Raw genomic sequence first — 11,877 nt, 5'->3', positions numbered from 1 at the left:
CTTGTCGGCGGCCTTCCAGACACGATCTCGATCCTCGTTCCAAGTGAGTTCAGACCCTAACTCCCCGGCCTGCAGCGATAGACCAGCCGCTCGTTGAACACCTGTGGCAGGGCGGTGCGGATTGCCTGCTGCTTCGACGCGAGGTCGGCGCGCGCGGCCTGATCGGTCGAGCACGCCTTGATCTTCACCGCGGCGCGAAGCTTGCGGGCGTCGGCCATCTGCGCGGCGGAGAGCAGGTAGCGCGTGGTCGAATAGAGCCGCGTCGCCGGGGCGTATTCGAGCACCGACACGGTCTGCTCCTCGTTGGGCACCAGGATGCGCTGCCAGTTCTGGCCGGTCTCGGCATATTGCGTGCGGCCGTTGACGCAGCCGTCGGGGCTGACGTCGATCCGCGTGTCCTGCGTGCTGGAAACGGTGACGCGTGAGTGAGCCGGGTCGATCGTGCAGACCATCTTGCCAAGGCCGCCTGGTTCTGCGGCAGGCGGCGGCACGGCGACACGCGCCGCGCCCTCGATCGCGGCGGGGTCGAAGGCGGGGCGCGTGAAGAAGGTGACCAACGCCGCGACCATCAGAACGCCGCCGCCGCCCGCGGCCCACAGCGTCTCGCGTTTCTGCCCGCGCGTATGGAACAGCCCGCCAGCGCCCAGCCCCAGCGCGCCGAGCACCAGCAGCAGCGCCGCCGCACCGAGATAATTTTCGCGCATCGCGAAATTGTCGACCAGCGCCTGGTCGAGCGCATTCTCGCGCTCGGACGCCGCTTTCGCCGCGGCTTCGCGCTGACGCGCTTCCTCGGCGGTGCGCGCCTGTTCGGCCTCGCTGCGGTCCTGCGCCAGCCGGTCGGCGATGCTGGTGCAGGCCACGCCGTTGACGGGCATCGGCTGCTTGGCCTCGCGCAGGAAGGCGGCGACCTCGTCATTGCCGATCGCAAAGCCGAAGCTGGCGTCGCCGTCGTCGGCGCGCGTGACGGCCGAGTTGACGCCGAGCACGCGGCCGCACGGATCGAGCAAAGGTCCGCCCGAATTGCCGCGCGCGATCCCGGCGGTGTGCAGCAGCACGCTCACCCCCTGCAGATTGCGCCCGCCCGAGAACACGCCCTGCGAGCGCACCGGCGAGAGCGGGGTGATGAAGTCCGCGGCCGAGCGCGCGGTGGCGAGATCGACATTGCCGGGATAGCCGAGCGCGATCATCGAATCGCCCTCGCTCACCGGTCCGTTGTAGAAGGTGAGCGCGGGCAGGCGGATGCCGCTGAACTCGATCAGCGCGAGGTCGCGGTCGGCATCCACCGCGATCAGTCGGCCCTGATAGCTCTTGTCGCCCTCCGACGGCACGATGCCGATCACGACGTTGCCGGGATAGCGCTCCGCCGCCTCGACGACATGCGCGTTGGTGAGCACACGGTTGGGCGCGACCGCGAGGCCGCTGCCGTGACCGAAGCCAACGACTTCTCCTTCGACGATGGCAATGGTGACGATGCGAACGACGCCGCGGCCCGAAGCGGAAATGTCGTCGGCGCGCGCGGGGAGGAGCCCGGCAAGAACGGCCGCAACCAGCACCAGGAGCCAACGCGTCACGATCAACCCTCCACCCAAACCGCCCTTCAATCGCGGAAGCGTGGGCCCGGTTCAAGCGGCGCGTGCGCGATCACTCTCCGTCATCCTTCGTATCAGCCGCCGGCTGCATCGCCAGGATCTTGTCCGGCGTGTCGCCATTGTCGATCGCCGCAACCATGGTGCGTGCGAACTCGGCTCGCGTCGCGCCGTGCGGGTTGAACGCGATGAGCCGCAACGCCTCGCGCGCTTCGGTGCGGTTGCCGTCCATCAGGAACATGCGCGCGGCATCCATCCGCAGGCCCATGTCCGACGGCGCGATGTCATACGCCTTCGCGAAGCCGAGCTTGGCGGCCTCGGTCGGTGCCTGCCCCGCTGCGATGAAGCTGCGATAGAACAGGATCAGCGGGCGTGGGTCCTCCGGATCTGCGCGGTTGGCGGCGACGATCGCGCGGCGCACGCTCGACCAGTCGGGCTTGTCCGCCGCCTCCGCGAGCGCGAGCTTGGACATTGCGCGATAGACCAGCGCGTCGCTCATCGTCGGAGCGGCTGTGATCGCACGGCCGGAGGCTTCGTCGGCGAGCGCGTAGTTGCCAGCATCATATTCGGCCTCGGCCAGCGCGACCTGCGCACCGGGATCATTCGGATAAGGCGCTGCCGCTTTGCGTGCCTTGATCAGCACCTGCTTGGCCTCATCCGGTGTCACGCCAGCGCGCGATTCGATCCGCACCTTCATCGTCGCGACTTCACCCGGCGTGAGCTTGCGCAGCTTGACCGGCGCGGTGGCGAGCGTTTCAGCGCTGAGCGTTGTGGCCGGCAATGTGCGGCGGTTGAGATATTTCTCGAGCTCGCGGCCGAGAGCTTTGAGATCTCCAAAGGCTTCGGCTGCCTTTGTCGGCGCCTGGCCTTCATTCAACGCGGCGATGTATTTGCCCAGCAGCTTCTGCCGCGCCGGATCGCTCATCAAGTAATGCGTGAGCAGCCAGCCCCGGCCATAGATTGCCTCGAGTTGTTCGGGATTGAGCCTACGGCTGGTCATCGTCACGAGTTGCTCGACCGGCAGCGGGTTGCCGCTCATCAGCCCCCAGCCACGGTGCGACGGGGCGATGCCGATCGTCGCGCCGCCATCTTTCTCGAACCGCACCGTCGACCAGAATTCGGCAAACCCCTCGCTGAACCACATCGGGAATACCGCGGGAGCGGCGGTGTACATGAAGTGATGCGCATATTCGTGGCGCAGCACCGCGATGCCTGACAGCTCATAACGGTCGGCCTTGGCGACCGGCGGTACGAAGGCGACGTTGCCGCCCGCACGGGGAATGTAGAAGCCGCGCACGAAACCACTGCCTGCCAGCTTGGCGATCCCGTCCGATGCCGACACCACAAACACGGTGACGCGATTGGCCGGCCCTTCGGCGGGCTTGCGCACGTTGCGGTAGAAGGCGCGCATCGCCTTGTTGAACTTTTCGAGTTCGTCCGCGAATTTGCTGATCGTTTCGGGCTTGCTGTCGGCATAGACGACAAAATGTTCAGTGCTGGCCTCGTGCCACTCGGCGCGAGCGGCGGCGGGCGCCAGCAGCGCCAGCGCGAGAGCGGCAAACCGCACGATCATGCGAAACCCCCAAATTTCAATGCCGTGAAGCTAGCCCCAGCGGCGATGCACTTTCAAGGTCACAGGAAGTTATATGGATCCACATCGACAACAACTCTGACCCTGGCCGGCCATTCGAGCGCGCCGAGCCACTCGCGGATCACATCCTGCACGTCGAGCGCGCGGCGGGCGTGGACGAGCAGGCGGAAGCGGTGGCGGCCGCGCAGCATCGCGAGCGGGGCGGGGGCGGGGCCGAACACCTGCATCGCCTCGACCTGCGGCGCGGCGCGGCCGACCGCTCGGGCGGTTTCGAGCGCGGCGTCCTTGTCCTCGCTCGACACGATGATCGCGGCGAAGCGGCCGAACGGTGGGGCGCCAGCTTCGCGCCGCGCTTCGGTTTCGGCGGCGTAGAAGCTGTCGGCGTCGCCGCTGACCAGCGCGCGCATCACCGGCGCCTTGGGGCTGTGCGTCTGGATGAGGACGGTGCCGGGCTTCTCGCCGCGCCCGGCACGCCCCGCGACCTGGCAGATCTGCTGGAAGCTGCGTTCCGCCGCGCGCAGGTCGCCCCCCTCGAGGCCGAGATCGGCATCGACCACGCCGACCAATGTCAGGTTGGGGAAGTGATAGCCCTTGGTGACGAGCTGCGTGCCCACGACGATGTCGATGTCGCCCGCCTCCATGCGGTTGACGAACTCGGCCGCCTTGGCCGGCGACCAGATCGTGTCGGAGGTGACGACGGCGGTCTTCGCCTCGGGGAACAGCGCTGCGACCTCGTCGGCGATGCGCTCGACGCCGGGGCCGCAGGCGACCAGGCTGTCCTCGCTATCGCATTCGGGGCAGGCGCGCGGCGTCGGCAACGTGTGGCCGCAATGGTGGCAGGCGAGGCGGGCAATCAGCCGGTGCTCGACCATCCAGGCGGTGCAATTGGGGCATTGGAAGCGGTGGCCGCAGGTGCGGCACAGCGTCAGCGGGGCGTAGCCGCGGCGGTTGAGGAACAGCAACGCCTGTTCCTTGCGTTCAAGCGTCGCCTCGATCGCCTTGACCAGTCGCGGCGCGAGCCAGCGGCCGCGTGGGGGTTGTTCGGCGAGCAGGTCGATCGCCTCGATCGCAGGCATTTCGGCGGCGCCGTAGCGGGCGGGAAGCTTGAGTTCCTCGTAGCGGCCGAGCGCGACTTGCTGGCGCGTCTCGATCGCGGGCGTCGCGCTGGCGAGAATCACCGGGCAGCGTTCGAAACGGCCCCGCATCACCGCGACGTCGCGCGCGTGATAATGAACGCCTTCTTCCTGCTTGAAGCTGGTTTCGTGCGCCTCGTCGATCACGATCAGCCCCAGCTTCGGATAGGGCAAAAATAGCGAAGATCGCGCACCGACGGTGACCAGCGCCTCGCCGCTGGCGATGGCGCGCCAGGCGCGGCGGCGTTGGGACTGGCGCAGGCCCGAGTGCCAGGGAATCGGTTCGGTACCGAAACGAGCATGGAAGCGTTTGAGGAAGGGTTCGGTCAGAGCGATCTCTGGTAGTAACACTAGAGACTGTTTGCCCGCCGCTAGCGCCGCGGCGACCGCTTCGAAATAGACTTCGGTCTTGCCCGAGCCAGTGACGCCGTCGAGGAGGAAGGGCTGGAACGCCTCGGCGCCGATCGCCTGGCGCAGGATCGAGGCGACGTCGGCTTGCACGCTGGAGAGATCGGGCGGCGCGAAATTGGGGTCGGGGACGGGGTAGGGGGTGTCGAGATCGACCGACACGCCCTCGATCGCGCCCACCTTGACCAGCCCGCGGATGACGCCGTCCGAGACGTCGGCGATCGCCGCCAGTTCGCGGATCAGGCCCTGACGGTCGCCGATTCGGTCGAGCGCCTGCTCGCGCTGGGGAGTCAGCCGTCCGGGCACCTCGCCGGTGGCGCGATATTCGATGATCGTCTTGCCGCCCTCCAGCGCCGAGGTGGAGGACAGTGCCATGCGCAGCACCGAGGCGAGCGGCGCGAGATAATAGTCCGCGGTCCATTCGATAAGCCGACGCAGCGGCGCGGGGATCGGCGGGGCGTCGGCGACGGCCATCAGGTTGCGCAGCCGGTTGTCGCCGACTTCCTCGGTGGCGAGGCGGTCGGCCTCCCACACCACGCCGATCAGCTGGCGCGGGCCGAGCGGGGCGACGACGATCGACCCCGGTTCGACCGCCATGCCGTGCGGCACGCGATAGTCGAGCGGGCCGAGTGCGGAATTGAGGACGATGACGCGGGCGCGGGACATTGCCGCCCATATCGGCATTCCCGAGTCGCTAGGAAAGCAGTATCGCGACGGCAAAGGAGTCGATGCCGATGTTTCTTGCCGCCCTCATGCTGCTTCAGGCCGCGCCGCAATGTGCCTCGACCGATGTGGCGCTGCCCGCCCCGCTCGCCGGGTGGACCGCGACGGGGACGGCGCTGGAATCGGGCAAGGCGGTGACCGCGCCGGCCGGCGATGTGGCGCAGCTGGCGGGCGTGCCCGCGGGCGCGAAGCCGGGCGGGGCGGCGGTCGTGCGCTTCACGGTCGCCAGGGCAGGCCGTTATGGCGTCGCGCTCGACCAGCCCGGCTGGATCGACGTGGTGCCGGGCGCCTCGGGCGGCGCGGCGCTCAAGTCGGCCGCACACGGCCATGGGCCGCAATGCTCGACGATCCGCAAGATCGTGCGCTTCGATCTGCAGCCGGGCACCTACCGCGTTTACGCCACCGGCCTGCAGAAGCCGGCGGCGAAGCTGATGCTGGTCGCGCCCGAGTAGTTTCTCCCGTCACCTGGACTCGACCGGGGGACATGCTGTCTTGAGGGGCGGAATTGAAGCGGGACCCCGGCTCAAGGCCGGGGTGACGATTATTTTGGATAACGCCCTAGAAGCTGAGGATCGCGCTGAGCGAAAGCGCGTGGTCCATCACGTCGCGCGCCGGGGCGGGGCGGAAATTATACTGGTTCATATAGCCGGCCTCGATCCCGATCAGCTTGGTCGCCTTCCAGTTGACGCCGGCGAAGTTGCGCATCCGCTCATGCCCGGCGCGCTGGCGCCAGTCGGTGTCGTTGAGCGGAATGAAGCTTTCATGGCTGGCGACCAGGCTGAACGGGCTTTTCTTGCCGAGCGGCAGCGTCGCCTTGAGCTGCGGGCGCAGGCGGTAGCCCGTATCATCGCCATCGGAGCGGAAACGGACTTCGAGCCGCACCCGGCCCGACAGCTTCACCGGCCCGACCGTGGTGGCATAGCCGACATGTGCGCGTAGCCGGTCCTCGGTGCTCGTCACATTGCCGCGCGAATAGTTGATGTTGCGGACATAGCCGCCGGCGATGTTGAGGCCGCCGCCCAGTTCCTGGACGACCTGGGTGTTGATCTCGACCTCGTACAGCCCGCCGGCGTCGTTGCCGAATCGGGTGACCGTGTCGAATTCGAACTTGGTCTGGTCTCCCAGCTTCGCGCCGAAGCCGCCGGTGAGCCAGAGTTCCTGATCCTGATCCTGCGCGAGCGCGGGCGTGGCGGTGCAGAGCGCGGCGAGTGCGCAGAGAGCAATATGGTTCATCGGGCCTTCCAGGCTATCGGCCATGCCCCCTTGGTGTTAGAGGGCGGGCCTAAGGTCCGGGCGGGCGCCTAGCACCCCGTCATCGACTTGTCACAATCAGAAAGGCTTTCCGCCGATGAAGTTCTTCGCCGACACCGCCGACACCAACGACATTCGCGAGCTGGCGGAGGCGGGGCTGCTCGACGGCGTCACCACCAACCCGTCGCTGATCCACAAGGCGGGCCGCGACTTCCTCGAAGTGGTGGCGGAAATCTGCAAGATCGTGCCGGGACCGGTGTCGGCCGAAGTGGTCGCGCTCGACCACGCCGGGATGATGCGCGAGGCGGAGATCGTGCGGAAGATCGCCGACAATGTCGCGGTCAAGGTGCCGCTGACGATCGATGGCCTGAAGACCTGCAAGGCGCTGACCGACGACGGGACGATGGTCAACGTCACGCTCTGCTTCTCGGCGAATCAGGCGCTGCTGGCGGCGAAGGCGGGGGCGACGTTCGTTTCGCCGTTCGTCGGGCGGCATGACGACAATGGCTTTGACGGGATGCAGCTGATCAGCGACATCCGGCTGATCTATGACAATTACGACTTCGCGACCGAGATCCTGGTCGCAAGCGTGCGCCACCCGATCCATGTGCTGGAGAGCGCCAAGCTCGGCGCCGACGTGATGACCGCGCCGCCTTCGGTGATCCGTCAGCTGGTCAGGCACCCGCTGACCGACAAGGGCATCGAAGGCTTCCTCGCCGACTGGGCGAAGACCGGCCAGAAGATCGGCTAGTCTCGCGCGGCGAGATCGTCGACCATCTGGGTCGCGAGCAGGCTCAGCGTATCATCACGCGCGCCCATGATGACGATGCGGTCGCCGGGCCGCGCCTGAGCGACGAGGTGCGCGGCGGCGGCGGCGCGGTCGGGGATGTGACGCGCGGCGCGGCCTGAGGCGGCGATGTCGGCGACGATGTCGGCGCTGGTGACGTCGCGGCTGACGGTGCCGCCCTGATAGACCGGGTCGGGCAGGACGAGCAGGTCGTCGGGGGCGAGCTTTTCGACGAACATCTCGACCAGTTCGCGGCGCATGACCTTGAGCGGACCGTAGCCGTGCGGCTGGAACAGTGCGAGGACGCGGCCGGGAAAGGCGTGGAGCGTGTCGAGCGTCGCGCCGATCTTGTCGGGGTTGTGGCCGAAATCATCGATCACCGCGACGCCGTTCGCTTCGCCGACCAGCTCGAAGCGGCGGCGCAGGCCGGTGAAGCCCTCGACCGCCCTTGCGGCATCGGCGAGCGGGATGCCGGTGGCGGCCACCGCGCCGAGCGCGGCGAGGGCGTTGGCGACATTGTGGCGGCCGGGAACGGCGAGGCGGACGGGCAGCGTGACGTCTGATGTGACGAGGTCGAAGCGACAAGCGAAGGCTTCGGGTTTGAGGTTGCGGGCCGACAGGTCGGCGTCGGCCTCGACCGCGAAGGTCGTGGTGCGGCTGCGGTCCAGCGCCATCGCCAGCGCGGCGCTCTCGGCGTCGCCGACATTGACCACAGTGGTGCGCGCCTTGGCGGCGAAGTCGCCGAACAGCTGGCGCAGCTCCTCGAGGCTCTTATGGTCGAGGCTGACATTGTTGAGCACCGCGATATGCGGCGAATAGAGCGCGATCGAGCCGTCGCTCTCGTCCACCTCACTGACATAGATGCCGTTGCCCCCGACCAGCGCGCTGGCGAACGGCGCGTCGGGGGTGGCGAAATTCTTCATTACTGCGCCGTTCATCACCGTGGGGTCGCGGCCGAGGCTGTGCAGGATCCACGCGATCATGCCGGTGACGGTCGACTTGCCGCTGGTGCCGGCGATGCCGATCGAGATCTGCGCGGCGTTGAACAGCCAAGCGTTCAATTCGGCGCGGGTCAGGCGCGCGCAGCCGAGTTCCGCCGCGCGGACCATATCGGGGACGGTCGCCTCGACCGCGGCGGAGGCGATCACGGTCTGGTCTGGCGAAGTGATGCCGCTGCCGTCCTGCGGGAACAGCCCGATGCCGAGGGCCTTCAACGCATCGAACTTGGTGGGCAGGCGGCCGGAGTCGAGACTGCGGTCCGAACCTGAGACCTTCGCGCCTTGTCCGGCGAGGATCATCGCCAGCGGCATCATGCCGCTGCCGCCCACGCCGACGAAAAAATGGGATTTGCCGTTATGCATGGGTGCGGGCTATCGACGTTCGATTGCGGTTCGGCAAGCCGAACCGGTTGCGGCACCGGCCCGCTCCCCCACCCGGCCACCCATAGAATACACTGGCGTGGGTGGCCGGGTGGGGGAGCGGGCCGGTGCCGCCCAACGGAGCAAGCCAAGGCATGCGGATCGGCGTCGTCGCACCGGCACGGACAGTCAGCGAAGAATCGGCGGCGCGGATGCAGGCGTTCATGGCGCTGACCTGGCCCAAGCACGAGATCGTGTTCCACCCGCAATGCTTCCTGACCGAAGGCCATTTCGCCGGGCCGGACGAAATCCGCGGCGCGGCGTTCCTCGAATTCGCCAACGATCCGGCGTTCGACGCGATCTGGTTTGCGCGGGGCGGTTACGGGTCGAACCGCATCCTCGACGCGGTAATGCCGCAACTGGGGCCGGCGGCGAAGCACAAGACCTATATCGGCTATTCCGACATGGGGTTCATGCTCGGCGCGCTCTATGCGCGTCGGATCGGGCGGCAGGCGCACGGGTCGATGGCGAGCGCGATGGGCCGCGACGACAAGGGCGTCGATGCCGGCTGGGTGCTCGGCTGGCTGATCGACGGGCGGCGCGACGGACTGGAGCCGACGCTGGATGGGCGCCCGGCGGCGGCGTTCAACCTCGCCATCCTGACGTCGATGATCGGCACGCCGTGGCTGCCCGACCTGACCGACCATGTGCTGCATATCGAGGAGGTCGGCGAGCCGCTGTACCGGATCGACCGGATGCTGTTCCAGATGGCGCATGCCACGCAGTTGCAGGGCATTGCCGGCGTGCGGCTGGGCGCGGTGACCGATGTGGTCGACAATGACGTGCCGTTCGGCGAATCGGTCGAGCAGATCATCATTCGCTGGTGCCGCGAGATGGGCGTGCCGTATCTGGGGCGGTCGGGGATCGGGCATATCGCGCTCAATCATGTGGTGCCGTTCGGGGTCGCCTGAACAGCCCGCCTTGCCTATATCGCGCGGCGCGGCATAAGCCGCTGCGTTCAACTTCAAGCGAAAGTCCACCCGTGTCCGAGATGTTCCGCATTACGCTGCCCGACGGTTCCGTCCGTGAGGTCGCGCCCGGAACGACCCCGGCGGACATTGCCGCGGCGATCGGGCCGGGGCTGGCCAAGGCGGCGATTGCGGCGCGGGTCGATGGCGAGCTGCGCGATATCGGGCGGGCGTTCGAGGGTGACGCGCAACTGGCGCTGGTGACGAGCCGCGACGAGGCGGATGCGCTGGAGCTGGCTCGGCATGACTATGCGCATGTGCTGGCGGAGGCGGTGCAGTCGCTGTTTCCGGGGACTCAGATCACCTTCGGGCCGTCGACCGACGATGGCTTTTATTATGACTTCGCGCCCAAGGACCGCCCCTTCACCGAGGAAGACCTGCCGGCGATCGAGGAGGCGATGCGCAAGATCATCGCCGCCGACAAGCCGTTGAAGCGTTCGGTGGTGGCGCGGGACAGACTGATCGCCGACTGGGCGGCGGCGGGCGAGACGTTCAAGGCGCAATGGGCGGCGGAACTGCCCGAGGGCGAGGAGCTGACGGTCTATTCGTCGGGCGACGACTGGTACGATATGTGCCGGGGGCCGCATCTGGCCTCGACCGGCAAGCTCGATCCGGCGGCGTTCAAGCTGACGCGCGTGTCGGGCGCCTATTGGCGCGGCGACCAGAACAACGCGATGCTGAGCCGCGTCTATGGCACGGGCTGGCTCAACAAGAAGCAACTCGACGCGCATCTGTTCAAGCTGGAGGAAGCGGCCAAGCGCGACCACCGCAAGCTTGGCAACGAGATGGACCTGTTCCACCTGCAGCAGGAAGCGCACGGGTCGGTCTTCTGGCACCCCAAGGGCTATATGATCTGGCGCGAGCTGGAGGCCTATATGCGCCGCGCGATCGATGCTGCGGGCTATCGCGAAGTCAAGACGCCGCAGGTGATGGACGCGCGCCAGTGGGAGCAGTCGGGCCATTGGGGAAAATATCGCGAGAATATGTTCGTGATCCCCGACGAGGTGCCGAACGTCGAGGACGAAGGCCCGATCGTCAGCAACGACGCCGAGTGGATGGCGCTGAAGCCGATGAACTGCCCGGCGCATGTGCTGATCTTCCGTCAGGGGATCAAGTCGTATCGCGACCTGCCGCTGCGGCTGTACGAAAATGGCTGCTGCCACCGCAACGAGCCGCATGGCGCGCTGCACGGGCTGATGCGCGTGCGCCAGTTCACGCAGGACGATGCGCATATCTTCTGCCGCGAGGACCAGATCGTCGCAGAGGTGCAGGCGTTCTGTGCGCTGGCCGACCGAATCTACAAGGATTTCGGGTTCAGCTACTCGATCAAGCTGGCGCTGCGGCCCGAGAAGCGCTTCGGCACCGAGGAAATGTGGGACAAGGCCGAGAACGAACTGCGTGACGCGGTGGCGAAGGCCGGGTTGAACACGCCGGAATATGGCTGGGAAGAGCTGCCCGGCGAGGGGGCATTTTATGCGCCCAAGCTGGAATGGCATCTGACCGATGCGATCGGGCGGACCTGGCAGGTGGGCACGATCCAGTCGGACCGCGTGCTGCCCGATCGTCTGGATGCGAGCTATGTCGGCGAGGATGGCGAGCGGCATCGGCCGGTGATGCTGCACCGTGCGATCTTCGGATCGTATGAGCGCTTCATCGGCATTTTGATCGAGCATTTCGCGGGCAAGCTGCCGATGTGGCTGGCGCCGGTGCAGGCGGTGGTGGCGACGATCGTGTCCGACGCCGACGGCTATGCGAACGAGGCGGTGGCGAAGCTGAAGGCGGCGGGCATCCGCACCGAGAGCGACCTGCGCAACGAGAAGATCAACTACAAGGTGCGCGAGCATTCGCTGGCCAAGGTCCCGCACCTGCTGGTGGTGGGCAAGCGCGAGGCCGAGGAGGGCACGGTCGCGGTGCGGTCGCTCGGCGGCGAAGGGCAGAAGGTGATGCCACTCGACGAAGCAATCGAGTGGCTGCGCGGCGAGGCGCTGCCACCCGATCTTTGCTGAACGCCC

The 11,877-nt window shown here is 67.3% G+C and carries 9 protein-coding genes; 4 read left to right on the top strand and 5 right to left on the bottom strand.

Annotated elements, in window-relative coordinates:
* Positions 1-56 precede the first annotated feature (56 nt).
* From M9978_RS04390 to M9978_RS04380, 3 genes are all read right to left on the bottom strand, one after another.
* Positions 57-1,571 carry a trypsin-like peptidase domain-containing protein gene (locus M9978_RS04390; protein WP_254291673.1) on the bottom strand — a complete coding sequence of 505 codons (1,515 nt, stop codon included), beginning with the start codon at positions 1,569-1,571 and terminating at the stop codon, positions 57-59.
* A 70-nt stretch (positions 1,572-1,641) separates the two neighbouring features.
* Complete coding sequence (locus M9978_RS04385; RefSeq protein WP_254291671.1) at positions 1,642-3,159, bottom strand: hypothetical protein; 1,518 nt, start codon at positions 3,157-3,159, stop codon at positions 1,642-1,644.
* A 59-nt stretch (positions 3,160-3,218) separates the two neighbouring features.
* Complete coding sequence (locus M9978_RS04380; RefSeq protein WP_254291669.1) at positions 3,219-5,384, bottom strand: primosomal protein N'; 2,166 nt, start codon at positions 5,382-5,384, stop codon at positions 3,219-3,221.
* Positions 5,385-5,452: 68 nt separating this feature from the next.
* Between M9978_RS04380 and M9978_RS04375 the strand changes: the two genes are divergently transcribed.
* Positions 5,453-5,893 carry a hypothetical protein gene (locus M9978_RS04375; RefSeq protein WP_254291667.1) on the top strand — a complete coding sequence of 147 codons (441 nt, stop codon included), beginning with the start codon at positions 5,453-5,455 and terminating at the stop codon, positions 5,891-5,893.
* Between the two features lie 106 nt (positions 5,894-5,999).
* Here the strand turns inward: M9978_RS04375 and M9978_RS04370 are convergent, their stop codons facing one another.
* Entirely contained in the window at positions 6,000-6,674 is a 675-nt protein-coding gene (locus M9978_RS04370) for a DUF2490 domain-containing protein (RefSeq protein ID WP_254291665.1), read from the bottom strand.
* A gap of 115 nt (positions 6,675-6,789) precedes the next feature.
* Here M9978_RS04370 and fsa point away from each other — a divergent pair, with 115 nt between their 5' ends.
* Entirely contained in the window at positions 6,790-7,443 is a 654-nt protein-coding gene (fsa, locus tag M9978_RS04365) for a fructose-6-phosphate aldolase (protein WP_254291663.1), read from the top strand.
* Here fsa and M9978_RS04360 read toward each other — a convergent pair.
* A complete protein-coding gene (locus M9978_RS04360; protein WP_254291662.1) occupies positions 7,440-8,840 on the bottom strand; it encodes a glutamate ligase domain-containing protein in 1,401 nt (466 codons plus the stop codon). The genes fsa and M9978_RS04360 overlap by 4 nt on opposite strands.
* Positions 8,841-8,992: 152 nt before the next feature.
* Between M9978_RS04360 and M9978_RS04355 the strand changes: the two genes are divergently transcribed.
* Positions 8,993-9,808 carry an LD-carboxypeptidase gene (locus M9978_RS04355; RefSeq protein WP_254291660.1) on the top strand — a complete coding sequence of 272 codons (816 nt, stop codon included), beginning with the start codon at positions 8,993-8,995 and terminating at the stop codon, positions 9,806-9,808.
* Positions 9,809-9,888: 80 nt separating this feature from the next.
* Positions 9,889-11,871: a threonine--tRNA ligase gene (thrS, locus tag M9978_RS04350; RefSeq protein WP_254291658.1), complete on the top strand. Its 1,983-nt coding sequence runs from the start codon at positions 9,889-9,891 to the stop codon at positions 11,869-11,871.
* The last annotated feature ends 6 nt before the right edge of the window (positions 11,872-11,877 follow it).

Origin of the sequence: Sphingomonas tagetis (genome assembly GCF_024211275.1) — a bacterium.
Taxonomy (GTDB): domain Bacteria; phylum Pseudomonadota; class Alphaproteobacteria; order Sphingomonadales; family Sphingomonadaceae; genus Sphingomonas; species Sphingomonas tagetis.
Note: the sequence above shows the minus strand (reverse complement) of the source record. Positions and strands in the feature narration are given on the sequence as shown.